Raw genomic sequence first — 23,781 nt, 5'->3', positions numbered from 1 at the left:
GCTTTCCGTACAACCCGTGGAGCTGATGGCATGGCGGACGTTAAGAAGGTAGTTCTGGCCTATTCCGGTGGCCTGGACACCTCGGTGATTCTGAAGTGGCTGCAAGACACCTATAGCTGTGAAGTGGTGACCTTCACCGCCGACCTCGGCCAGGGCGAAGAAGTCGAGCCAGCGCGCACCAAGGCACAGGCTCTGGGCGTCAAGGAAATCTACATCGACGACCTGCGCGAAGAGTTCGTACGCGACTTCGTCTTCCCCATGTTCCGCGCCAACACTGTCTACGAAGGCGAGTACCTGCTGGGTACCTCCATCGCTCGTCCGCTGATCGCCAAGCGCCTGATCGAAATCGCCAATGAAACCGGCGCCGATGCCATCTCTCACGGTGCCACCGGCAAGGGTAACGACCAGGTGCGTTTCGAACTGGGCGCCTATGCACTCAAGCCGGGCGTGAAAGTGATCGCCCCCTGGCGCGAGTGGGATCTGCTGTCGCGCGAGAAGCTGATGGACTACGCCGAGAAGCACGCCATCCCGATCGAGCGCCACGGCAAGAAGAAGTCGCCTTACTCCATGGATGCCAACCTGCTGCACATCTCCTACGAGGGCGGCGTGCTGGAAGACACCTGGACCGAGCACGAAGAAGACATGTGGCGCTGGACCAAGTCGCCGGAAGCCGCGCCGGACACCCCCACCTACCTCGAGCTGACCTATCGCAAGGGCGATATCGTCGCCATCGACGGCAAGGACATGACACCGGCTCAGGTGCTGACCGAGCTGAACCGCATCGGCGGTGAAAACGGCATCGGCCGCCTGGACATCGTCGAGAACCGTTATGTCGGCATGAAGTCCCGCGGCTGCTACGAGACCCCCGGCGGCACCATCATGCTCAAAGCCCACCGCGCCATCGAGTCGATCACCCTTGACCGCGAAGTCGCGCATCTGAAAGACGAGCTGATGCCCAAGTACGCCAGTCTGATCTACAACGGCTACTGGTGGAGCCCCGAGCGCAGCATGCTGCAGCAGATGATCGATGCCTCTCAGGTCAACGTGAACGGCGTGGTACGCCTGAAACTGTACAAGGGCAATGTCATCGTCGTCGGCCGCAAGTCCGACGATTCGCTGTTCGACGCCAACATCGCCACTTTCGAAGAGGATGGCGGCGCCTACAATCAGGCGGACGCTGGCGGCTTCATCAAGCTCAACGCGCTGCGCATGCGCATCGCTGCCGGCAAGGGCCGCACCCAGTTCTGATAAGCTGGCGCGCCTGAGCCCATCGACCCCGGCCATGTGCCGGGGTTGTACTTTCTGCACTGCCACAAGCGCTGCCGAACGAGGAGACCTGAATCATGAGACTGCTGCATACCATGCTGCGTGTCGGCGATATGGAGAAGTCCATCGCCTTCTACACCGAAGTGCTGGGCATGACCCTGCTGCGCCGCAAGGACTATCCGGAGGGCAAGTTCACCCTGGCCTTCGTCGGCTACGGCGACGAGGCGCACAACAGCGTCATCGAGCTGACTCACAACTGGGGCGTGGACAGCTACCAGCTGGGCGACGGCTACGGCCACATCGCTCTCGAAGTGGAGGATGTCTACAAGGCCTGCGAGGACATCCGCTCCCGCGGCGGCAAGATCACCCGCGAGCCGGGGCCGATGATGCACGGGTCGAGCATTCTGGCCTTCGTCGAAGACCCGGATGGCTACAAGATCGAACTCTTGTCGCCGAAGCGCGCCGACTGATCGGCAGAGATGAAAAAGCCCCTTTCGGGGCTTTTTCTTTTACAGATCGAAGTCGAAGTCGTTCAACTGTTTCTGCAGGCGGCGTTCCTCCAGCAGGTTGTCGATGATTCGGCGCTTGGTCAGATTGGTCTTGGCGACCTCGACAGGAGCTTCGCTGCTCTCATCGTCATCTTCGGCGATGAAATCGTCTTCGATCTGAATGTCTTCTTTCTCGGCCACTTGTTCACTCCAAGGCTACGGGGCGCTCTTGGCGCACCTTATAGCCGCAAATTTGAAGCCGGTAAAAAAGTTTTTTTCAATCGCGGTGCGAGCTTTTCACTAGCGCGCTCAATCGTCGGAAGTCTTGTGCTTGTATTCGCAAAGATCCTCGATCCGACAGCTGCCGCATAGCGGTTTGCGCGCCTTGCAGACATAGCGTCCGTGCAGGATCAGCCAATGGTGTGCATCGAGCAGATAATCCTTCGGTACGAAGCGGATCAGCTTGCGCTCGACCTCCAGAACATTCTTGCCCGGGGCGATGCCGGTGCGGTTGCTGACCCGGAAAATGTGCGTGTCCACCGCCATGGTGAATTGGCGGAACGCCGTGTTCAGCACCACGTTGGCGGTTTTGCGACCCACCCCGGGAAGGGCCTCCAGATCCTCGCGATTGTCCGGCACCTGGCTGCCATGCTTTTCGATCAGGATTCGGCAGGTCTCGATGACGTTCTTCGCCTTGCTCGGATACAGGCCGATGGTGCGGATGTATTCGCATAGGCCGTCGTAGCCGAGGGCGTAGATCGCCTCCGGGGTGTTGGCCACGGGGTAGAGCCGTGCAGTGGCCTTGTTCACGCCGACATCGGTGGCCTGGGCCGAGAGGATCACGGCGATCAGCAGTTCGAAGGGTGTGCTGTAGGCTAGCTCGGTCTTCGGTTCGGGATTGTCTTCATGCAGGCGGCGGAAGATCTCCCGACGTTTTTCGGCATTCATCGGAACGGGCTCACTCGATCACGCCGGTCACGCGTACACGGCGGCTGGCAGCCGGCGCGGCGGGTTGGGTGGCGCGGGCGCGTTCGGCGAGCTGTTGGTCGATCCGGTTCTTCAGCGCAATCAGCAGGCCGAGCACGATGAAGGCCCCTGGCGGCAGTATCGCCAACAGGAAGCCCTTGTAGTCGCTGAACAGTGTGATCTGCCAGTCAGTGGCGACTGGGCCGAACAGCAGGTGCATGTTGGCAAACAGTGTGCCGGTGCCGAACAGTTCGCGCAGGCCGCCGAGCACCAGCAGAACCAGACAGAAGCCGACGCCCATGACCAGGCCGTCGAAGCCGGCGATCAGCGGGTTGTGCTTGGCGGCGAAACCGTCGGCGCGACCAAGGATGACGCAGTTGGTGGTGATCAGTGGGATGAAGATGCCGAGAATCTGGTACAGCTCGTAGGTGAAGGCCTGCATCAGCAGCTCGATGCAGGTGGTCAGCGCGGCGATGATCATCACGAACGCCGGCAGGCGCACGGCGGTGTTGACCACGCCGCGCACCAGCGATACGCCGATGTTCGAGCAGGTCAGCACCAGCATCGTCGCGAGGCCGAGGCCGAGTGCGTTGACCGCCGAGTTGCTGACGCCGAGCAGCGGACAGAGTCCGAGCAGCTGTACCAGCGCCGGGTTGTTCTTCCACAGTCCGTTGACGGTCAATTCACGATAGCTGGGTGCGCTCATGGCTGATCCCCTTGCGGCTCGGCTTCAGGCTCGTTGGTTTGCAGCTCGTCGCGGGTGGCGGCACTGCCGGCGCGTGAGTGGACGGTGGCTTCGGCGGGCTCGGTGCGGCTTTCCAAGGCGTCGCCAGCGGCTTCGGTCGTCGCGCCGCCGGTTGTCAGCAGCTCGGCCTTGTGCGCATCGAAGTACTGCAAGGCGCGGTGCACGGCGCCGACCACGGCGCGGGGGGTGATGGTGGCGCCGGCGAACTGGTCGAACTCGCCGCGGTCCTTCTTCACTGCCCAGCCCTCAGCCTCGGGATTGCTCAGCGATTTGTCTTCGAAGCTGCGAATCCACGGACTTTTCGCCAGTTCGATCTTGTCGCCCAGGCCTGGCGTTTCACGATGGCCGATGACCCGGACACCGGCGACCCGGCCGTCGGCGTGAATGCCCACCAGCAGGTGAATCGCGCCGCTGTACCCGTCTGGAGCGATGGCCTGGAGGATCACGGCGCTCGGCCGGCCATCCTTGATCGCGACATAAGCGGGCAGCGGGCTCTTGTTGCCGAGCAAGCGGTCCTGGATCAATACGCTGTCGTCGAGCAGGTGATTGTCATAACTGCCTGCAGGCAGAATTTCACCCAGTGCGCGAACCTGTGCGGCGCGTTCGGCGGCCTGAATGCGTTCGGCGGTTCCCTGCTGAAGCAGCGTCACCGCGCCTACGGTGACGATTGCGAACAGGCCCAGCACCGCGGCGTTCTTCAGCATGGAACGGCTGATTTCCGGAAGCATCATGTCATTCGCCCAGCTTGAAGCCGCGCTCGGCCTTGCGGTGGCCGTAGGTGCGCGGGCGGGTGTAGTAATCGATGGTTGGGGCGGCGAGGTTCATCAGCAATACGCCGAAGGCCACGCCATCCGGATAGCCGCCCCAGGCGCGGATGACGTAGACCAGCACACCGACGCCGGCGCCGAAAATCAAACGTCCGCGTGGGCTGGTGGCGCTGCTGACGGGGTCGGTGACGATAAAGAAGGCGCCGAGCATGGTGGCGCCGCTGAGTAGATGAAACAGCGGTGAGCCGTTGCTATCGGAACCCGAGCCGTTCCAGAACAGCAGGCTCATCAGCATGAGCGTGCCAAGCATGCCGACCGGCGCGTGCCAACTGAATAGCCGCTTGTGCAGCAGGAACAGGCCGCCGGCAAGAAACGCCAGGTTCGCCACTTCCGAGCCGATGCCGCCGAAGTGGCCGAAGGCCGGGTTGCGCCAGAGTTCGTCGATGGTCAGGCTCTTGTTCACCTTGAGCACATCGAGGGCGGTGGCCTGGGTCCAGCCGTCGGGGAGCGAGGCGATGCCGAGGATATGCTGCAGCCCGGCGCTCAGCCCGACGCTGTGCGGCACCGGCCAGGTGGTCATTTCGACCGGGAAGGAAATCAGCACCACCACGTAGCCGATCATTGCCGGGTTGAAGGGGTTCTGGCCGAGGCCGCCATAGAGCTGTTTGCCGAAGACCACCGCGCAGCCAGTGGCAATCAGTGTCAGCCACCAGGGTGAGTAGGGCGGTAGCGCGAGGGCCAGCAACACCGCGGTAACCAGCACGCTGCCATCGCGCAGAAAGAAGCCTACCGGACGCTGGCGCAGCTTCAGAATCGCTGCCTCGAAACCAAGAGCGGCCGCGCAGGCCCAGGCCATGTTGATCAACGTACCGGCGCCGTAAAGCCAGGTCAGCACGATCACGCCGGGCAGAGTAGCCGCGAGCACCAGCAGCATGACGCGCTGGGTACGGCTGGGGCCCTTGGCATGGGGCGAAGTGATGCGGGGCAGGGCCATTGGCTCTCCGGTTCTAGCGTGTTGACTGGGTGCAGGCTGGGGAGCCTACGCCTTGTATCCGTTCTTTGCTGGGGTTCATCCAGGCGACTGCTGCTGCCGTGTCGGGCCGTGGGTTATGCGTCCTGATATTCCGCCATCTGGCGTTCCGCTTCGTTCAGCCGTGCGCGGGCAGCGTCTATTGCAGCGGGCTCTGCGTTCTCGTCGCGCTCAAGCTTGCGCAGATCGGCTCTGGCAAAGGCAAGCTCGGTCTTGAGCGCTCGCTGGCGATCATCGACGCCCGGCTTGCTGGTCCGTACCAGCTCGGGCGCAGGTTTTTGCGAGGCATCCTCGGCGGCGTGCAGCGCCTGCTCCGCTGTGCTCAGCGCATCACGCAGACGGCTGAGCTCCGGTTCGCCGCTGCCAGCTTTCTCGGCCTTCTTGAGTTCGGCGCGCTTCATCGCCAGTTCGATCTTGGCTTTCTTCAGCGCCTCGTCAGCGGCTGGCTTAGCGGCGGGCGCTGCGCTCTGCGCGGCACTGAGTGTCTGCTCTGCCTCGTGCTGCTGCTGACGTAGGCGGGCGAGTTCGGCTTGCTGATCGTCGTCCGGTGCTTCGAGCTTTTCCAGCTTGCGGATCTGCGCCTTGAGCATGGCGGTTTCGATCTTGGCTTTTTTCAGCGCTTCGTCATCGGCCGGCTTGGCGGCGGGCGTGGGCGCTGCATTCTGCGCGACGGTCAGCGCCTGTTCGGCTTCGTGCAGTTGCTGACGCAGGCGAGCGAGTTCGGCCTGCTGATCGTCGTCCGGTGCTTCGAGCTTCTCCAGCTTGCGGATCTGCGCCTTGAGCATGGCGGCTTCGATCTTGGCCTTTTTCAGTGCCTCGTCGTCGGCCGGCTTGGCGGCGGGCGTGGGCGCTGCACTCTGCGCGACGGTCAGCGCCTGTTCGGCTTCGTGCAGTTGCTGACGCAGGCGGGCGAGTTCGGCTTGCTGATCGTCATCCGGGGCTTCGAGCTTCTCCAGCTTGCGGATCTGTGCCTTGAGCATGGCGGCTTCGATCTTGGCCTTTTTCAGTGCCTCGTCGTCGGCCGGCTTGGCGGCGGGCGCGGGCGCTGCACTCTGCGCGACGGTCAGCGCCTGTTCGGCTTCGTGCAGTTGCTGGTGCAGGCGTGCGAGTTCGGCTTGCTGATCGTCATCCGGGGCTTCGAGCTTCTCCAGCTTGCGGATCTGTGCCTTGAGCATGGCGGCTTCGATCTTGGCCTTCTTCAGTGCCTCGTCGTCGGCAGGCGCGGCGCTGGCGCTCTCCTGCATGGCTGTATCGAGTGCCTGCTGCGCCGCTTCGGCGGCTTTGCGCAGATCGGCGACCTGGGCTTGCAGTTCGGGCGTATCGTGAGCGGCGAGTTGTTTTTCGGCCTTCTTCAGGGCGACCTGGGCCATGCTCGCTTCGATTTTCAGTTTCTTCTGGGTTTCCGAGAGCCCCGACTTGGGCGCTGCGCTCGGGGTGGCAGCGGTGGCACCAGAAGCAACCTGCGCGCTTTCGCCCTGTGCCGCCTTGGCACGTGCGGCGCGTTCGGCGCGGGCCTTGCGTTCGACTTCCTTCTGTTCTTCGGCGCGGCGCAGGCGCTCTTGGCGAAGCTCGAAGCGCTGTTTGGAGTGCTCGGCCTTCTGCTGCTTCTGCTCCAGCTCGCGAATCTCACTCTTGGCAGCGCGGTAGTACTGCACCAAGGGGATGCTGGAGGGGCACACGTAGGCGCAGGCACCGCACTCGATGCAGTCGAACAGGTTATGGGCCTTGAGCTGCTCGTGCTCCTGGCCAAGGGAAAAGAAATGCAGTTGCTGCGGTAGCAGGCTGACCGGGCAGGCCTCGGCGCACTCTCCGCAACGGATGCAGGGCAGCGCGGGCGGCGGTGGCGGCAGCTCTTCCAGTGTGCTCGCCAGCAGGCAGTTGGTGGTCTTGACCACCGGCACCTCGAGGGATGGCAGGCTGAAGCCCATCATCGGGCCGCCCATGATCAGACGGTTGAGCCTGTGCTGATCGAGACCGGCGAAGGCCAGCAGTTCATCCACGGGGGTGCCGATCAGCACCTCGACGTTCATCGGCCGCGCCAGCGCCTCACCGGTCAGGGTGGTGATGCGCGAAATCAGCGGCTTGCCGAGCAGCACGGCGTCGTGGATGGCGACGCAGGTTCCGACGTTCTGACAGAGCATGCCGATATCCGCTGGCAGGCCACCACTGGGCACCTCTTCTCCGGTGAGAATCTGGATCAGTTGTTTTTCACCGCCGGACGGATACTTGGTCGGGAAGACCTTCAACATGAAGGGGCGCTCGCCGATGGCCGCACGCACCGCGGCGATCGCTTCGGGCTTGTTGTCCTCGATACCGATCAGTACCTCCTGCGGCTGAATCAGGTGCGCGAGGATCTCGATTCCCGCGACCAACTCGGCCGCCTTTTCACGCATCAGCAGGTCATCGGCGGTGATGTAGGGCTCGCACTCGGTGCCGTTGATGATCAGCGTGCGGATCGTCTGGGTCGGCGGCGGGCTGAGCTTCACGGCGGTGGGGAAGCCAGCGCCGCCGAGGCCGCTGATGCCGGCCTGGCGAATCAGCTCGAGCAGGGCAGGGCGCTCGAGTTCGCGGTAATCCGGTTGCGGATGCAGGTCGATCCATTTGTCTTCGCCATCGCTGTCGATGACGATCGCATTGGCGAGCATGCCTGATACATGCGGATAGGGCTGCGGGCCGATGAAGCTGATCACGCCGGAGGTCGGAGCATGTAGCGGCGCACTGACGAATCCGCTGGCGACAGCGATCTGCTGGCCTTTGAGTACCTGTTCGCCAAGCGTGACGCAGGGCTCGGCTGGCGCACCGAGATGCTGCGCCAGTGGCAGGACCAGGCGCTTGGGCAGCGGGACCGGCTGGATCGGCGTGCGGTTGGACAGATCCTTGTGTTCCGGCGGATGAATGCCGCCATGGATGTCCCAGATCTTCAGTGCGGTCATGCGGCCTGCTCCCGATCAGTTGCGATCAACTGGCCGGGCGCCAACGGCCGGTTCCATTTCCAGCTCTGCAGATTGCTGCCGACTTCGATCATGTCGATGCAGTCCACCGGGCAGGGTTCGACACACAGGTCGCAGCCGGTGCACTCGGAAATGATCACGGTGTGCATCTGTCGCGCGGCACCGACGATGGCGTCAACCGGGCAGGCCTGGATGCACTTGGTGCAGCCGATGCACTCGGCTTCGCGGATGTAGGCGACCATCTGCGGCTTTTCGCCACCCTCGGCATCCAGCGGCTCCGCCTCGACATCGAGCAGGTCGGCCAGGGCCTGGATGGTGGCTTCGCCGCCTGGTGGGCACTTGTTGATCTTGTCGCCGCCGGCAATGGCTTCGGCGTAGGGTTTGCAGCCCGGATAACCGCATTGGCCACATTGGGTCTGGGGCAGCAGGGCATTGATCTGCTCGGCGATCGGGTCGCCTTCGACACGAAAACGCACAGCGGCGAAACCGAGGATGGCGCCGCCGAGCAGGCACAGGGCGAGCAGGGCGAGGATCGCGATGACGACTGCGCTCATAGCTTGATCAGCCCGGTGAAGCCCATGAATGCCAGCGACATCAGGCCGGCGGTGACCATGCCGATCGCCGCACCCTGGAACGACTTGGGCACGTCGGCAATGGCGATACGCTCACGCATGGCGGCGAACAGTACGAGCACCAGGGAAAAGCCCAGCCCCGCGGCGAAGCCGTTGACGGTCGCGGTGAGAAAGGTGAACTCGGCCTTGTTGGCGTTCAGCAGCGCCACGCCGAGCACGATGCAGTTGGTGGTGATCAGTGGCAGGAAGATGCCGAGTACGCGGTAGAGCAGCGGACTGGTCTTGTTCACCACCATCTCGGTGAACTGGACGGTCACCGCGATCACCAGAATGAAACTGATGGTGCGTAGGAACTCGAGGTCCAGCGGCTTGAGCACATACTGCTGGACGAGGTAGCTGCACATGGCGGCGAGCGTCAGCACGAAGGTGGTGGCCAGCGACAGGCCGATGGCGGTCTCGATCTTCTTCGAGACGCCCATGAACGGGCACAGACCGAGGAACTGCACCAGTACGAAATTGTTGACCAGTATGGCGCTAACCATGATCAGGGCGAGTTCGGTCATCTAGGGTCTGTTCCCGTTCCGTCCGCTCTGCGAGAGCCGTGGGGCTAAAGGGCCGCTATTATCGGGAAGCGGCGGCAGCCATACAAGGTGCGGTGGCCCGTCGCGGTCCCCGGGCGACGCATGACGTCGTGTCAGAACTGCCGGTTGTCCGCTGTTTCTGCAGCTGTCTCATGGTTGTGGTCTGATGAATCGAAGCCTGTGACGCCATCGGAGGTGGTTTCCATGAGCATTCGTTCTGCATTGCTTACTCTGCTCTGCATCGGCCTGGGCATGAGCCTGCAGGCCCACGCGGAGCGGCGAGACGGCGTCTGGGTCTTCCAGGCGGAAAGTCCGCGCTACTACAACCCGGGGCCGCGACACTATGACCGCGGCTATCGTCAGCACAACCGTGCGCATCAATACGATCCGCGAAGCCCTTACTCCCACTATCCGCAGTACCCGCGCAACCTGCCGCCGCGTTATCAGAGCCAGCTGCCACCGCAGTACTACGACCGTCATCGGGGCTTCGAGCAACGTGGCTACTGGCGTCAGGAGCATCGCCAGCAGCGTCCGCCGCTGATCAGGGATGGACGCGACCATCGGTTACGGCCGCATTACGATAGGGACGGGCGTCAGCACTACTACCGCCGGTGATCAAGGGCATTCAGGCCAGGCCGGCCAGGGGGTGAGTTCCTTCCCAGATTGGCTCGAAGTGCGCCTCGACCACCGCTGGGGGAACGCTGTGGGCATCCGGCCAATGCCAGCTTGGTCGATTGTCCTTGTCGATCAGGCGGGCACGTACGCCTTCGGCGAACTCGGGGTAGCGACAGCAATTCAGGCTTAGCGTGTACTCCATCTGCAATGCCTGGCCCAGCGACAGCTTCTGGCCTTTCTCCTGCTGTCGCCAGGCGAGGTGGGCGCTCAGTGGGCATCCGTCGCGCAGGCCGCGAGCGGCCTGTGCGAGTACCTCGTCGGAATCATCCTGCAACGCGACCAAGGCCTGCCATGCATGCGTGAGTTCGGCCACGTCCAGCAGTTCATCGATCCGCTCTCGCCGTGGCAGCAGCCTGGGGGCGGGCAGCTGCGCAGAGGCGTGTCTGGACAGGGCTCGCAACAGGCTGTGGAGCTGGCAGTCCGCCTGGTCCTGCCAGTTGATCTGAACCAGCCCCTCGATGAGTTCGGGCTGTTGCTCATCCATCAGGCAACGGTCGGCAAGGCCGATGTCCAGTGCATCACGGGCATTCACCCGCGCGCCGGTGAGGCCCAGAAACAGGCCCAGCCTGCCTGCCAGGCGAGGAAGGAACCAGCTCGCGCCGACATCCGTATGCAGCCCGATGGCGACTTCCGGCATCGCCAGCCAACTGTCCGGTGTAACGATGCGGATCGTCGCGCTTTGCAAGAGTCCCATGCCGCCACCCATCACGTAGCCATGGCCCCAGCAGATAAGCGGCTTCGGGTAATGGTGCAGCAGGTGGACGAGGCGGTACTCGTCGGCAAAGAATCGCTCGGCCAGAGCCGGCACCGTTCCGGGCTCGCCTCGGCAGGCCTCTGCAAGGCGGCGTACGTCACCACCGGCGCAGAACGCCTTGGCGCCGTTTCCGCGCAGCAGCACGCAGGCGACCGCTGGCTCGTTGGCCCAGCGGCCAAGCTGGTCGAGCAGTGCGTCGATCATCGGCAGGCTCAGAGCGTTGAGTTGCTGCGCGGCGTCCAGGGTGGCGATGGCTATTCGCATGCCGTGCAGCGCGGGGCGTTCTTCGAAGGTGACGTGCATGTAATTCTCGGCGCCGGGTTGGTGGGCAGGTCTCACAGGGCTGCGCTTGGTGCCGCGGTCATCGGTTGCGCCAGCGCGGATCGCGTTTTTCGAGAAAGGCATTGACGCCTTCAAGGGTGTCATCGGCCTCGAACAGCTCGACGAAGGCCTCGCGCTCGGCGGCGGCGAGCGTATTGGGCACACGCTGACGGGCTGCGTCGATCAACGGCTTGATCGCACGCACCGCAACAGGGCTTTGTCGTGCGACCCGGGATGCGAGCATCAGTGCGTGACCACGCGATTGGCCGGGCTCGACCACCTGCTCCACCAGACCGATGCGCAGCGCAGTGTCTGCCGTGATGCGCTCGCCACAGAGGATCATACGTTTGGCCCAGCCCTCGCCGACCAGCCAGGCCAGTGCCTGGGTGCCGCCCGCACAGGGCAATAGGCCTACCGATGCTTCCGGCAAGCCCATTTGTGCCTGCTGCTCGGCGATGCGCAGGTCGCAGGCCAGTGCGCATTCCAGGCCTCCTCCAAGGGCGAATCCGTTGATTGCCGCAATGGAGACACCGCGGAAATCGCGCAGCGCCTCGAAGGCTTCGCCAAAGCGGCGGGCCATTTCCCGGGCTCGGTTGCGATCACCATCAGCGAAGAGTTTCAGGTCCGCACCCGCGCTGAAGAACTTCTCGCCCTGACCGCAGATCACCAGTGCGTAGATGTCGTCATCGTGGTTCAGGTGGTCGATGACCTGCTTGAGTCCGATGAGCGACTCGCGATCCCAAGTGTTGGCAGGCGGATGGTTGATGGTGATGAGGGCAGTGTGACCATGCTTTTCCACGGTCAGCTTGTGGGTCAGGTCGAAGACACCGGCTTGGTAGGGCTCTACTGCAGTGCTCATGGTCGAAATCCTCGTGCATTTCAGGGCTCCGCTGACGAGCGACCGGTAACGTCGCTCCTCTTGAGAGTCCTTCAATGCAGCGAGGTTGCAGCGTTCCGGTCGGTCAGACGACCCGATGGAGCGCCTGGGTGCTGTGCTGTCCCAGATGCTTCATCGTTCTGTCACTGTAGCCTAGCCGGCTGCCCGCCCACGCGACGCTCTTCCTGCCATTCGGCCAGCGACGGCGCAGCCTGCTCGCCGGATAGGCGGTGGACGATTTTGAAATAGTCCTGTTTGAAGCGATCCTTGAGTACCTCTTCGCGTGGCTTTACCTGAATGGCGTAGACGGTCTGCACGTTCTGGTGGTCGAACTCGCGCCACTGCTGCTGACCCTTGAGCAGGTTGTAGCTGTGGTTTTCCAGGGCCATGATGACCTGCTCACTGCCGATGCTCTTGGCGCGAGTGGCGGCATCTGCCCACTGATAGACGATGCTGTAGGCCGAAGCGGCAGAGCTCGAAGGGTGCGTCTGGTAACGCTCACCGAAGTCGCGAACGAACGCCTTGCCGCGTTCGGAACCTTCGAGTTCGGGGACACGCCAGGTCCAGGGCTCCGTGCCGAGCACACCGCGCATGATGTCCGGGCCGGCGAGTTCGACCATGGACTGCGTCAGGTTGGGAACGGCAATCTGCATCTTCTTGTTCAGGTCGAGTTCGTCTGCGATGCGCATGGCCCGCACCATGTCTTCGCCAAACAGGACCAGTACCAGGACCTCGGCACCGCTGTTGGCCGCCTTTTCCAGTGCCGCGCGGTAGTCGGACAGTCGTGCGCCGGGGAAGGCCGTTTTGACTCCTTGATGCTTGCTCTGGTCGACGGTGCCGGTCGCCTGGCGCAGCGAGCTCTCGCTGGTGTGGCCCCAGGTGTAGTCGGAGGTGATGTAGAAGTAGGTCTTGCCGGGCATTTTCTCGTTCAGATACTGCCCCAGCACCCGCGCGCTCATCCATGCGTTATTGCACTCGCGGAACATGTAGCGGTGGCCATCCTTGCCAGTCGTATCGTTGGAGTAGGTCAGGGTGCCGAAGTAGAGCAGCCCACGCTCCTTGGCGCGCTTGCTCGCGGCGATGGCCACCGCGCTGGATACGCCGCCGAACAGCATGGCAACGCCTTCATCCGCCATCCTGTCTACGTTGGCAACGGCTTTTTCGGGGCGGGATGCGGTATTGCGGCTGATCAGGCGCAGCGGGCGGCCCCGAACCCCGCCCGCCTCGTTGATCTCATCGATTGCCAACAAGGCTCCGCGCATTTGCGCAAGGCCTTCTTCCTTGTAGCTGCCGGTACGGGGGTAGTTGAGGCCGAGCGTGATGGGGTCAGCAGCCTGCGCCGTAAGACAGAACCCTAGCCCTAGCGCCAGAAGGGTGATCCGGTTCATAGCATGTTCCTTGTTATAGCTTTTGTTATTGGTTTATTGGCAGTTAGCTTTTTTACCTTGCCACCGATGCGTGCGTCACTCTTTATGTGCGGCTCGAAGGCGGTGCCGGCATCAGTACGTGAGCCAGGTGCGATTATGACTAAAGGAGGGAGGGTCGAACTTGCGGTAGCGCAGTGATTTGGGGCGTTTTGCGGTTGACAACCATGAAGCCGTTTTCTAGGGTTCGGCGGCTACGCCATCCGGAAACAGCTCATGACTCAAGACGATCGCATCAGGCTGGAGGCTGGCTGGAAAGAAGCGCTGCGCGAGGAGTTCGACAAGCCATACATGCTCGAGCTTGGCGCTTTCCTCCGGCGAGAGAAGGCCGCGGGCAAGGTGATATTTCCGCCGGGTCCGATGATCTTCAACGCGCTCAATTCCACGCCGCTCGATCAGGTCAAGGTAGTGATCCTTGGGCAGGACCCTTACCACGGTGCCGGTCAGGCCCATGGGCTTTGCTTTTCGGTACAGCCAGGCGTGGCGCCTCCGCCGTCACTGCAGAATATCTTCAAGGAACTCAAGCGCGACTTGAACCTGGAAATCCCTCGACATGGCTATCTGCAGCATTGGGCAGAACAGGGCGTGCTCCTGCTCAATACCTCGCTCACCGTGGAGCAGGGTGTCGCTGGTTCGCATGCCAAGGCGGGGTGGCAGCAATTCACCGATCGAATCATCGAAGTGGTCAGCGAGCGGCGTCCGCACCTGGTGTTCATGCTTTGGGGCGCCCATGCGCAATCCAAATCGAAACTGATAGATGCCACGCGGCATCTGATGCTGAAGTCGGTGCATCCTTCGCCGCTCTCGGCGCACCGCGGATTCATCGGCAACGGCCACTTCAGTCGAGCCAACCAGTTTCTCAAGCAGCAGGGGCTGCAAGTGATCGACTGGCAGCTTCCGGCTGAGGTTTAGCCCGACACTCGGACGGTATCGGGCTAGGCTTGGGGTCAGTCGTTGGCGCCGTGCTTGGCCTGGAGGTCCTTGGCCTGCTTGAGATGCTCTTCCAGCTTCGGCAGCGTTTTTTGAGCGAACTGCTTCAGATCGGCGTTCTCGCCACCTTCCACATAGTCCTGATACATCTCGATGGTCTGCTCGTGAGCGACGACCTGGTTGTTGGCGTAGGCTTCATCGAAATTCTCGCCATCACGCAGCTTCAGGATCATGGCTTTGGCCTTGTCCATCAGCGTGGCTTCATCGGACATTTCCAAGTCTTTGGCCTGGGCCAGTTGCGCAAGCTCCTGATTGGCCTTGGTGTGATCGTCGATCATCTTCTGGGCGAATTGCTTCACGTCCTCCGACGTACCCTTGTCCAGGGCCATCTTCGCCGTTTCGATTTCTGCAATACCTTTGGCCGAAGCCTCGTCGACGAAGTTTTCGCCTTCGGCGGCAAGCGCCAGGTTAGCCGCTACTCCGAACAGCACGGCGAATGCACCCGAGAAAATTGTTTTGGTTGCTCTGGTCATTGCGTTCTCCTTTCTTCACCTGACTTGTGTTGGCCGCGAGGCAGGCACAAGGCACGATGCGGCGAGATTGCCGTCCCTTTTTGTGACTAGGTGCCACACGGGCGGTTCCTCGCTTTCGGGCGAACGGTGATGGCGCTACTGAAGCATGCTCATCGCTGCGTCCATGGCGGCTGACAGGTCCTCGTCTTCCTGCATCAGCGCGCTCGGGTCGAGCCCCAGCTTGGCGAAGGCCGGAACCTCGTTCCAGTTCAGCTGCGTATAAGGGTGCTGGGTGCCCATATAGCTCTGCAGGGTGGCGACTTGCACCACGTCTACATAATCCACTGCGGCCGAATTGCGCTGGAAATCGGTGTACTGACCAGCCACCGACACGATTGCCTCCGGGAAATCCCAGGTGCGCAGGATTTTTTCACCCACCATCGGATGAATCTTGTCGATGACGTGATTGAGGCTGAACGAGTCCGATAGCAGGGCGCTGTGCTCTTCTGCGTAGGTCAGGATCGGCAATATTCCGATCTGATGGACAAGCCCGGCCAGGGTCGCCTGGTCAGGCATCAGTCGTGTGTAATGACGGCAGAGCACATGACTGATGGCGGCGACTTCGGTGCTCTTGTTCCAGACCTCACGCATCTTGCGATCGACGACATCGGTGGTCGCTTGGAACATCTGCTCCATCGCCAGACCTGTGGCCAGGTTGCAGGTGTAGTTGATGCCGAGACGGCTGACCGCCATCTGCAGATCGTCGATCTCGCGACTGGTACGCAGCAGCGGGCTGTTGACCACCTTGATGATGCGGGCTGCCAGGGCTGCATCGGCGCCGATCACCTTGCTCAGTGCCGGAATGCTGATGTCCGGATTCTCGGCCGCCTCGCGGACGCGCAACGCCACCTCCGGCAGGGTCGGCAGAACCAATTCATCGTTCTCGATCGCGAGGGTCAGATCACGCTGGACTTTCTCGGCAAGGGTGCTCATGTCATTCCTTTATGGTGTCGGTCAGTGTCGCTAGGGCGCTTCAGGTCATGCAGGCGCTTCGCTCGTCGCCCATGGTGCACCTCTGAGGTGTTCTCTTTCTGGCTCCGGTTCGCACTAGCGCTGAATTTCCAGATCCGCATTCAGGCTATAGGGAAGCTCGAGCAGACTCATCGGCAGTCCGTCCGGTGAGCCCAGATGCAGGCGACCGTCAGCGGCGGCATCCTCCTGCAGGACGGCAAGCAGTTCGATTCGGTCGGTGTCACTGGACGCCAGTACGACCTCGCCGACACTGGAGCCATGCACCGGTGAGAAAATCTCAACGCCGGGGGCTGGCAGCTCGTCCTGACGGCCTTCGATCACCAGACGCTGCAGGCGGCGCTTGAGTTTGCCCAGGTACTGCATGCGCGCGACGATTTCCTGGCCGGTGTAGCAGCCCTTTTTGAAGCTCACGCCACCCAGCGCCTGCAAATTGATCATCTGCGGGATGAACAGCTCGCGAGTGCTGCCGAACACTTGGCCGATGCCGGCGCGAACCTGGTCGAGCAGCCAGCGATTGACCGGCGTTTCCTCAAGCTGCGCGGCCAGGCGCGTGCGGACCTGCTCGGCGTCGGCGCCAGGGGTCCAGAGTTCGACGCGGCCATCGGGCAGGCGGATCGCGATCATGCCGTTGCTCCGCACCACGCTGTCGGGGGTCTGCGGCAGATCCAGGCCCAAGCTGACCAGCGAGCCGTCTCCGCCCGCAAGGCCGAATCGGCACCAGTCGCCACTCTCGTCATTCAGGCGGGACTTGGAAAATACGGCGTACTTGTTCAGGTCGGCCTGTTGCAGTTGTAGCAGTTCGCTGGCCATCGCCAGCAGGTAGCCGTCGCCATCGAGCACGATGCGAAAACTCGACTGCATGCGCCCCTTGGGCGTGCAGCGTGCGCCGAGACTGGACGTCTCGGCGGTGAGATAGTTGAGGTTGCAGGTCAGCTGACCCTGGAGAAACTTGCTGGCATCCGGGCCGCGTACGGCAAGGACGCCTTCATGCGACAGAACGCAAAAATAAGCAGTGTCGGTCATGATCGGTCGTCGTCAGAATCCGGGTGGGCATCATAGCAGCCCGGCGGAAACGGTTGCGTGATGACAGGTTTGCAGCGCGACGAAAAAAGCGACTGATGAGTTCGGTGCAGTCGTTATAATGCGCGCCTTCTCAAAAGGAGCCGATGTATGGGCGAGCAATCCGAACTCAATCGTCTGTTTTGGCAGAGCCGTCGCGGTATGTTGGAACTGGACGTGCTGCTGGTGCCTTTCGTCAAGGAGGTCTACCCAGGTCTCGATGAGGAAGATCAGCGTCGCTATCGCAAGCTGCTGAATTGCGAGGATCAGGACATGTTCGGCTGGTTCATGCAGCGCGGCGAACCCGAGGATGAGGACCTGCGGCGCATGGTTCGCATGATCCTCGATCGTGTCCAGCCCAAGTAATCAATCATTCGAGTGTCGCTGGCAACCGTCCAACTGGTTGTTGGCACTCTATCTCGCGGTTCAGGCGCTCGCCTTGGCCGCCGTCTTGCTGTCGGCTGCGCCATTATGGTTGCAGCTGATAGCCCTCTTGTTTTCTCTGGCTCACGCACTGTGGGTGTTGCCGCGCGGGATCCTGCTGTCCACTCGGGATACCTGGTGTGGTCTGCGCCACGATGCGGCGGGTTGGCATCTGTGGAACGAGCGGCAAGGTTGGCAGGCAGTTCAGTTGCTGCCTGACAGCCTGGCCTTGCCGCTGATAGTCGTGCTGCGTTTCCGTGTGCCGGGTCGGCGGCTAGCTAGCAGCATCTGCGTGCCACGCGACGCACTGCCGCCAGAGCAGCATCGTCGGTTGCGGGTGCGGCTCAAGTTCAGTCGACGTAGGTGGGCGGCGCCAGAATAGTGTCGACCGCTTGCGGCAGCAGCTCCGGGTAGTCGAGGGTGTAATGCAGTCCTCGACTCTCCTTGCGTTGCATGGCCGAGCGAATCATCAGATCTGCAACCAGCGCCAGATTGCGTAGTTCGAGCAAGTCGCGACTGACCTTGTAGTTGCTGTAGAACTCGTCGATCTCGCTCAGCAGCAGGCGCACTCGGTGCTGCGCGCGCATCAGTCGTTTGTTGGTGCGCACGATGCCGACGTAATCCCACATGAAACGCCGCAGCTCGTCCCAGTTATGCGCGATGATCACGTCTTCGTCGGAGTCGGTCACTTGGCTGGCGTCCCATGCCGGTAGCGTGGCTACGTTGGTGACGTGAGGCAGTTCGCGCAGGATGTCCTGAGCGGCCGCCCGGCCGTAGACGAAGCATTCGAGCAGCGAGTTGCTGGCCATGCGGTTTGCGCCGTGCAATCCCGTGAAACTGGTCTCGCCGATGGCGTAGAGACCCGGGATGTCGGTGCGCCCAGCCTGATCCACGACTACGCCGCCGCAGGTGTAGTGCGCTGCCGGTACTACCGGAATCGGCTGGCTGGTGATGTCGATGCCGTATTCCAGGCAGCGCTCGTAGACGGTTGGGAAGTGGCTTTTGATGAACTCGGCAGGCTTGTGGCTGATATCGAGGTAGACGCAGTCGATGCCCAGTCGCTTCATTTCGTGGTCGATCGCGCGGGCGACGATATCGCGCGGGGCGAGTTCCTCCCGGGCATCGAAGCGCGGCATGAAACGCTCGCCGTTCGGCAGCTTGAGCAAGGCGCCTTCCCCACGCAGGGCTTCGGTCACCAGGAAGCTCTTCGCTTGCGGGTGATAGAGGCAGGTAGGGTGGAACTGGTTGAACTCCAGGTTGCCGACGCGGCAGCCCGCTCGCCAGGCCATGGCAATGCCGTCGCCGCAGGCGCTGTCCGGGTTGCTCGTGTACAGGTAAACCTTGGCCGCGCCACCGGTAGCCAGTACCACGAATCGTGATTGGAAGGTCTCGACCTCGCCGGTGCTGCGATTGAGCACGTAGGCGCCCAAACAGCGTCTGCCCGGCAGGCCAAGTTTGTGTTCGGTGATCAGGTCGACTGCAACGCGCTGCTGTAGAAGCTCGATATTGCTCTGCTTTCTGGCCTGGCCGAGCAGCGTATTGAAAATGGCTGCGCCAGTGGCGTCGGCTGCGTGAATGATACGCCGATGGCTATGGCCGCCCTCGCGGGTCAGGTGAAATTCGAAACTGCCGTCTTCGCGATCCGGGGCATCGTCCCGCGTGAAGGGCACGCCTTGCTCGATCAACCATTGGATGGCCTCGTTACTGTGCTCGACCGTGAAACGGACGGCGTCTTCGCGGCACAGACCTCCTCCGGCGATGAGGGTGTCGGCGACATGTGATTCTACGGTGTCGGTCGTATCCAGTACTGCGGCAACGCCACCTTGGGCCCAGTAGGTGGAGCCGTTGGAGAGATCGCCCTTGCTGAGCACGGCGATGCGAAGATCGGTCGGCAGGTTGAGCGCCAAGGTCAAGCCGGCGGCACCGCTGCCGATGACCAGCACGTCGTATCGTAGAACCTGGTTCATGTCCAATTCCGGCGGGAAAAACGAGCTCTAGTATATAGACGGTATGTAGCGCCAAAATAGGTGACTGTGTGTTTGTCTTCTAACGAAGGGAACTTTTCCTTCGTGGGGCGGCTCAATAGGCAGTTGTGAGTGCAAACCAGCTGGCCATCGTGAATGGGCGGTGCGAGTTTGCTATGGACACCAGGACGGCGTTGTCAGCAATCTGGCGTAACGCTGTGGTGCAATCGCCGTCAGGTATTGCAGGATAGCTTGCTAGGAGGGGGAGAACTTTTGCGTAAAGCCCGGGTCTATTCTGGCAGGTCGGTTCACTGGTGTGAGCGACGCTACTCCGCTACCGAGGAGGAGCGTTCATGCTGACTCAGGAGCAGGACCAGCAACTGGTTGAACGAGTGCAGCGTGGTGACAAGCGGGCGTTTGATTTGCTGGTAATGAAATACCAGCACAAGATCCTTGGGTTGATCGTGCGGTTCGTGCATGACTCTCATGAAGCTCAGGATGTCGCCCAAGAGGCTTTTATAAAAGCCTACCGTGCACTCGCCAATTTTCGCGGTGACAGCGCTTTTTATACCTGGCTGTACCGCATCGCCATCAATACGGCGAAGAATCATCTGGTGGCGCGCGGCAGACGCCCGCCAGATAGTGATGTGAGTTCCGAGGATGCCGAGTTCTACGAAGGCGATCACGCTCTCAAGGACATCGAGTCACCGGAACGCTCGCTGCTCAGGGATGAGATTGAAGATACCGTTCATCGAACCATCCAACTTTTGCCAGAAGATTTGCGTACGGCTCTAACACTGCGTGAATTTGATGGTCTTAGTTATGAAGACATTGCAAGCGTCATGCAGTGTCCGGTGGGCACAGTGCGTTCTCGGATCTTCCGGGCACGTGAAGCCATAGATAAAGCATTGCAACCCTTGTTGCATGAATCCTGAGACAGCGGCGACAGCCAAGAGAGGAACCGCCATGAGTCGTGAAGCCCTGCATGAATCGCTGTCCGCGGTGATGGATAACGAAGCGGACGAGTTGGAATTACGTCGCATGCTCGCAGGCGACAACCCGGAGCTGCGTGCTACCTGGTCGCGTTATCAACTTGCCCGTGCCGCTATGCACAAGGAGTTGATCGAGCCGCGCCTGGATATCGCTTCTGCGGTATCGGCTGCGTTGGCTGATGAAGCCGCGCCGGTCACGGCGCAACGTAACGGCTGGAAAGGCCTTGGCCGACTGGCAGTGGCTGCTTCGGTTACAGTCGCTGTTCTGGCCGGCGTACGTCTGTACAATCAGAACGAGGTTGCTGGTCCGCAGCTTGCGCAGCAGGCTCCGCAACCAAGCATTTCGGTGCCACAGACCAGTCAAGGGCCGGCGGTTCTGGCTGGTTACAGTGAGCAAACCGAAGCACCTGCACAGGCAACGGCAGATGGCGCTCCGGTAGAGCGGTGGCATGAAGAGCGTCTGCCTTCATATGTTCGCCAGCATGCGCAGCAAGCTGCCTTTGGTAATGGATCGGAAAGCGCGCTGCCTTACGCTCGCGCGGCCAGCATGGAAGAACGTTAGGGAGAAACATGCACGTATTACCGCTGTATGTGGTGATGGGGGGCTGGCTATCGATGCCGGCCCTTGCTGCTGATGCCGAGTCCTGGATGGAGCGACTAGCGGCGGCAGAGCAGAAACAGAGTTATACAGGTACGTTCGTTTACGAACGCAATGGTAGCTTTTCCAGTCATGCTGTTTGGCAGCAGGTTGAAGGTGCTCGGGTGCAGGAGCGATTGCTTCAGCTCGACGGAGCTCCGGCTGAGGTTCTGCTGGTAGATGGCCAGATGCAATGCGCGACTGATGACCTTGCGGCGCAGGTGCGTGAGGCGCAAGCCTGGCACGGGCAACGCCTCGATCCGAAAGCGCTCTCCGAATGGTACGAATTCCGTGAGATCGGGGATTCCCGAGTTGCGGGCCGTTCTGCCGTGGCGCTGGCTGTCGTGCCGAAGGATCAGCACCGTTACGGCTTCGAACTGCATCTCGACCGTGATACCGCATTGCCTCTCAAGTCGCTGATGCTGAACGAGAAAGGACAGCTGCTCGAGCGTTTCCAGTTCACCCAGTTCACGGCTGACAGTGTATCTGCCGAGCAGCTGAAGCCCGGCGCTGATTGCAATCCGGTGAGCGTAGACCGGCGCGAGGCGAATCCAGCATCGCCCTGGCGCTCCGACTGGTTGCCTTCGGGCTTCACGCTGCTGGATGCCAACGAACGACCCAGTCCCGCGTCCTCCGAAACTGTTTTCTGGTTGTCCTACGGTGATGGCCTGGCGAAGTTTTCCGTGTTTCTGGAGCCTCTGCGCGGCGCCTTGGTTGAGGATGCGCGAAGCCAGATGGGACCTACCGTCGCGGTGTCCAAGCGCATCAGTACCGCGGATGGCGATGTCATGGTGACCGTGGTGGGCGAGATTCCACTTGGTACGGCTGAGCGGGTCGCGCTGTCCATGCGAGCCAGTGCGGAACAGGCACAACGATGATCGAAGAGCCTGGGCGGGTAGTCGCGCTGGATGTCGGCGCCGTATGGGTCGAGACTCGGCGCAAAACTACCTGCTCTGGTTGCTCCGCGAAAAGTGGCTGTGGCCAAGGCTTGATGGATTCTCTCGGCGTGCGCGAACAGCGCGGTCTCATCAGGGCGCTCTGCGATCTCCACCTGCAAGTCGGTGACGGTGTCGTCGTGGGCATCCGCGAGGACGTGTTGCTGCGCGGTGCCGTCCTTGTCTATCTTCTCCCTCTGATCGTGCTGATAGCGACCGCTTCGCTGGCCGCTCAGCTGTCGACGCGTGAGCCGATTGTCATTCTGGCTGGTCTCGGGGGCTTCTTCATTTCCTGGCTATTCGTGCGTATGCGAAGCCGCCGTACCGCCGCTGACCCGAATCTACAGCCGGTGGTTTTGCGCGCCATGCTCGCGGGGCCTGCGAGTCCCTGAGCGTCCTTGTTTTGTCAGTGGGGAGACTTGTAGTCATGTTCAATCGAAACAGCTGCTTCGCCTTCGTGGCGGGCCTGGCATTGCTGGGCCATGCTGTCGTTGCCCAGGCGGAATTGCCTGATTTCACACCGCTGGTCGAAAGTGCCTCGCCAGCGGTAGTCAATATCAGCACCAAGCAGAAGGTGCAGAGCCGCGGTGCGACGGCGCAGATGCCGGAGCTCGAAGGGCTGCCGCCGATTTTTCGCGAGTTCTTCGAGCACAGCATTCCGCAGATTCCGGGTGCCCCGGGTCGCGGTCAGCAGCGTGAAGCGCAATCGCTCGGTTCGGGTTTCATCATTTCCGAAGACGGTTATGTTCTGACCAATAATCACGTGGTCGCCGATGCCGACGAAATCATCGTTCGCCTGCCGGATCGAAGCGAGCTGGAAGCCAAGCTTATCGGCGCCGATCCGCGTTCCGACGTGGCGGTGCTGAAGGTCGAGGGCAAGGGACTTCCGACCGTCAAGATTGGCCGTTCTGATGAGCTGAAAGCAGGGGAGTGGGTGCTCGCCATTGGCTCTCCGTTTGGTTTCGATCATACGGTGACCGCCGGTATCGTCAGCGCGACTGGCCGCAGCTTGCCCAATGAGAGCTATGTGCCGTTCATTCAGACCGACGTGGCGATCAATCCGGGCAATTCCGGTGGTCCGCTGTTTAACCTCGAGGGTGAGGTAATAGGCATCAACTCGCAGATATTCACGCGCTCCGGTGGCTTCATGGGACTGTCCTTCGCCATTCCGATCGATGTGGCAATGGATGTCGCCAATCAGCTGCGTACCGAAGGCAAGGTGAGTCGGGGCTGGCTTGGCGTGGTGATCCAGGAAGTGAACAAGGACCTGGCTGAGTCCTTTGGGCTTGAGCGTCCAGCGGGCGCCCTGGTGGCTCAGGTGATGGATGGCGGTCCGGCCGCTCGTGGTGGTCTGCGTGTCGGTGATGTGATCCTGAGCCTTAATGACAAGCCGATTGTCATGTCTGCTGATTTGCCTCATCTGGTCGGAGCGCTCAAGCCCGGCAGCACGGCACGAATGGAAGTGGTGCGCGACGGTGATCGCAAGATGCTCGACGTCAAGATCGGCGCCATGCCGGAAGAGGGCGAAGCAGTGGCAGCTTCTGGCAGCGGCCAGGAGCGCAGCGATAATCGTCTGGGTGTCAAAGTCACTGAATTGACCGAAGAGCAGAAGAAGAGCCTGGATTTGCCGGGCGGTGTGGTCATCACCGAGATTCTCAACGGGCCGGCTGCGATGATTGGGTTGCGCCCGGGCGATGTCATCACCCACCTGAATAATCAGGCTATAAATTCGGCGGCAACATTTGCCCGAGTGGCTGAACAATTGCCGAAGAATCGATCCGTTTCGATGCGAGTGCTGCGTCAGGGACGTGCGAGTTTCATTACTTTCAAGCTCGCCGAATAAGGCGCTGGCTGGCGAATGACGAAGGGCGGTTATTACC

At 61.6% G+C, this 23,781-nt stretch carries 26 protein-coding genes; 11 read left to right on the top strand and 15 right to left on the bottom strand.

The features are described 5' to 3' along the window. The first annotated feature begins 30 nt into the window (after nucleotides 1-30). Nucleotides 31-1,248: an argininosuccinate synthase gene (locus P5704_007450; GenBank protein WOF80298.1), complete on the top strand. Its 1,218-nt coding sequence runs from the start codon at nucleotides 31-33 to the stop codon at nucleotides 1,246-1,248. A 95-nt stretch (nucleotides 1,249-1,343) separates the two neighbouring features. After that, nucleotides 1,344-1,736 (top strand): lactoylglutathione lyase, encoded by a 393-nt coding sequence (gene gloA / locus P5704_007445; GenBank protein WOF80297.1) that lies wholly within the window; start codon nucleotides 1,344-1,346, stop codon nucleotides 1,734-1,736. A gap of 39 nt (nucleotides 1,737-1,775) precedes the next feature. Here the strand turns inward: gloA and P5704_007440 are convergent, their stop codons facing one another. From P5704_007440 to rsxA, 8 genes are all read right to left on the bottom strand, one after another. Beyond that, a complete protein-coding gene (locus tag P5704_007440) occupies nucleotides 1,776-1,955 on the bottom strand; it encodes a hypothetical protein (GenBank protein WOF80296.1) in 180 nt (59 codons plus the stop codon). A 108-nt stretch (nucleotides 1,956-2,063) separates the two neighbouring features. Next, a complete protein-coding gene (gene nth / locus P5704_007435; GenBank protein ID WOF80295.1) occupies nucleotides 2,064-2,702 on the bottom strand; it encodes an endonuclease III in 639 nt (212 codons plus the stop codon). 10 nt (nucleotides 2,703-2,712) lie between these two features. After that, entirely contained in the window at nucleotides 2,713-3,426 is a 714-nt protein-coding gene (locus tag P5704_007430; protein WOF80294.1) for an electron transport complex subunit E, read from the bottom strand. Beyond that, nucleotides 3,423-4,196, bottom strand: coding sequence for an electron transport complex subunit RsxG (gene rsxG / locus P5704_007425; GenBank protein WOF80293.1), 774 nt, complete (start codon nucleotides 4,194-4,196; stop codon nucleotides 3,423-3,425). The genes P5704_007430 and rsxG overlap by 4 nt, the downstream gene beginning before the upstream one ends. A 1-nt stretch (nucleotide 4,197) precedes the next feature. Next, nucleotides 4,198-5,226 (bottom strand): RnfABCDGE type electron transport complex subunit D, encoded by a 1,029-nt coding sequence (locus P5704_007420; protein WOF80292.1) that lies wholly within the window; start codon nucleotides 5,224-5,226, stop codon nucleotides 4,198-4,200. 113 nt (nucleotides 5,227-5,339) lie between these two features. After that, nucleotides 5,340-8,195, bottom strand: coding sequence for an electron transport complex subunit RsxC (rsxC, locus tag P5704_007415; protein ID WOF80291.1), 2,856 nt, complete (start codon nucleotides 8,193-8,195; stop codon nucleotides 5,340-5,342). Further along, a complete protein-coding gene (rsxB, locus tag P5704_007410; GenBank protein ID WOF80290.1) occupies nucleotides 8,192-8,767 on the bottom strand; it encodes an electron transport complex subunit RsxB in 576 nt (191 codons plus the stop codon). The genes rsxC and rsxB overlap by 4 nt, the downstream gene beginning before the upstream one ends. Next, complete coding sequence (rsxA, locus tag P5704_007405; protein ID WOF80289.1) at nucleotides 8,764-9,348, bottom strand: electron transport complex subunit RsxA; 585 nt, start codon at nucleotides 9,346-9,348, stop codon at nucleotides 8,764-8,766. Before rsxA ends, rsxB begins: the two co-directional genes overlap by 4 nt. Nucleotides 9,349-9,570: 222 nt before the next feature. Here rsxA and P5704_007400 point away from each other — a divergent pair, with 222 nt between their 5' ends. Then, the gene (locus tag P5704_007400; protein WOF80288.1) at nucleotides 9,571-9,981 is read left to right on the top strand and encodes a hypothetical protein; all 411 of its coding nucleotides are present in this window, start codon (nucleotides 9,571-9,573) and stop codon (nucleotides 9,979-9,981) included. A 10-nt stretch (nucleotides 9,982-9,991) separates the two neighbouring features. On the opposite strand, the gene P5704_007395 is transcribed toward P5704_007400, so the two are convergent. The 3 genes from P5704_007395 to P5704_007385 all read right to left on the bottom strand — a co-directional run bounded on the left by P5704_007395 (nucleotide 9,992) and on the right by P5704_007385 (nucleotide 13,381). After that, entirely contained in the window at nucleotides 9,992-11,098 is a 1,107-nt protein-coding gene (locus P5704_007395) for an enoyl-CoA hydratase/isomerase family protein (protein ID WOF80287.1), read from the bottom strand. 58 nt (nucleotides 11,099-11,156) lie between these two features. Then, nucleotides 11,157-11,975, bottom strand: a complete 819-nt coding sequence (locus tag P5704_007390; GenBank protein WOF80286.1) for an enoyl-CoA hydratase — start codon at nucleotides 11,973-11,975, stop codon at nucleotides 11,157-11,159. A gap of 161 nt (nucleotides 11,976-12,136) precedes the next feature. Next, nucleotides 12,137-13,381, bottom strand: a complete 1,245-nt coding sequence (locus P5704_007385) for an ABC transporter substrate-binding protein (protein WOF80285.1) — start codon at nucleotides 13,379-13,381, stop codon at nucleotides 12,137-12,139. A gap of 252 nt (nucleotides 13,382-13,633) precedes the next feature. Here P5704_007385 and ung point away from each other — a divergent pair, with 252 nt between their 5' ends. Further along, on the top strand, nucleotides 13,634-14,329 hold the full coding sequence (gene ung / locus P5704_007380; protein WOF80284.1) for a uracil-DNA glycosylase: 696 nt from the start codon (nucleotides 13,634-13,636) through the stop codon (nucleotides 14,327-14,329). A gap of 35 nt (nucleotides 14,330-14,364) precedes the next feature. Here ung and P5704_007375 read toward each other — a convergent pair whose 3' ends face one another. From P5704_007375 to P5704_007365, 3 genes are all read right to left on the bottom strand, one after another. Then, the gene (locus P5704_007375; protein ID WOF80283.1) at nucleotides 14,365-14,880 is read right to left on the bottom strand and encodes a DUF4142 domain-containing protein; all 516 of its coding nucleotides are present in this window, start codon (nucleotides 14,878-14,880) and stop codon (nucleotides 14,365-14,367) included. A gap of 135 nt (nucleotides 14,881-15,015) precedes the next feature. Further along, a complete protein-coding gene (locus P5704_007370) occupies nucleotides 15,016-15,852 on the bottom strand; it encodes an HDOD domain-containing protein (protein WOF80282.1) in 837 nt (278 codons plus the stop codon). 114 nt (nucleotides 15,853-15,966) lie between these two features. Beyond that, complete coding sequence (locus P5704_007365; GenBank protein ID WOF80281.1) at nucleotides 15,967-16,914, bottom strand: folate-binding protein YgfZ; 948 nt, start codon at nucleotides 16,912-16,914, stop codon at nucleotides 15,967-15,969. 147 nt (nucleotides 16,915-17,061) lie between these two features. On the opposite strand from P5704_007365, the gene P5704_007360 reads away from it, so the two are divergent. Both P5704_007360 and P5704_007355 read left to right on the top strand, forming a co-directional pair. Continuing rightward, entirely contained in the window at nucleotides 17,062-17,316 is a 255-nt protein-coding gene (locus P5704_007360) for a succinate dehydrogenase assembly factor 2 (GenBank protein ID WOF80280.1), read from the top strand. Beyond that, entirely contained in the window at nucleotides 17,300-17,755 is a 456-nt protein-coding gene (locus tag P5704_007355; GenBank protein WOF80279.1) for a protein YgfX, read from the top strand. Before P5704_007360 ends, P5704_007355 begins: the two co-directional genes overlap by 17 nt. On the opposite strand, the gene nadB is transcribed toward P5704_007355, so the two are convergent. Continuing rightward, complete coding sequence (gene nadB / locus P5704_007350; GenBank protein WOF80278.1) at nucleotides 17,724-19,340, bottom strand: L-aspartate oxidase; 1,617 nt, start codon at nucleotides 19,338-19,340, stop codon at nucleotides 17,724-17,726. The genes P5704_007355 and nadB overlap by 32 nt on opposite strands. A 350-nt stretch (nucleotides 19,341-19,690) precedes the next feature. On the opposite strand from nadB, the gene rpoE reads away from it, so the two are divergent. Genes rpoE through P5704_007325 form a run of 5 tightly spaced genes read left to right on the top strand, consistent with a single transcriptional unit; the run spans nucleotide 19,691 to nucleotide 23,744 of the window. Then, entirely contained in the window at nucleotides 19,691-20,272 is a 582-nt protein-coding gene (gene rpoE, locus P5704_007345) for an RNA polymerase sigma factor RpoE (GenBank protein ID WOF80277.1), read from the top strand. 31 nt (nucleotides 20,273-20,303) lie between these two features. Beyond that, entirely contained in the window at nucleotides 20,304-20,891 is a 588-nt protein-coding gene (locus tag P5704_007340) for an RseA family anti-sigma factor (GenBank protein WOF80276.1), read from the top strand. A gap of 8 nt (nucleotides 20,892-20,899) precedes the next feature. Continuing rightward, nucleotides 20,900-21,844 carry a MucB/RseB C-terminal domain-containing protein gene (locus P5704_007335; protein WOF80275.1) on the top strand — a complete coding sequence of 315 codons (945 nt, stop codon included), beginning with the start codon at nucleotides 20,900-20,902 and terminating at the stop codon, nucleotides 21,842-21,844. After that, nucleotides 21,841-22,293, top strand: coding sequence for a SoxR reducing system RseC family protein (locus P5704_007330; GenBank protein ID WOF80274.1), 453 nt, complete (start codon nucleotides 21,841-21,843; stop codon nucleotides 22,291-22,293). The genes P5704_007335 and P5704_007330 overlap by 4 nt, the downstream gene beginning before the upstream one ends. A 35-nt stretch (nucleotides 22,294-22,328) precedes the next feature. Further along, nucleotides 22,329-23,744, top strand: coding sequence for a DegQ family serine endoprotease (locus P5704_007325; protein WOF80273.1), 1,416 nt, complete (start codon nucleotides 22,329-22,331; stop codon nucleotides 23,742-23,744). The last annotated feature ends 37 nt before the right edge of the window (nucleotides 23,745-23,781 follow it).

It is taken from the genome of Pseudomonas sp. FeN3W (assembly GCA_030263805.2).
Classification (GTDB): Bacteria; Pseudomonadota; Gammaproteobacteria; order Pseudomonadales; family Pseudomonadaceae; genus Stutzerimonas; species Stutzerimonas stutzeri_G.
This window is presented reverse-complemented; position numbering and strand designations above follow the sequence as displayed.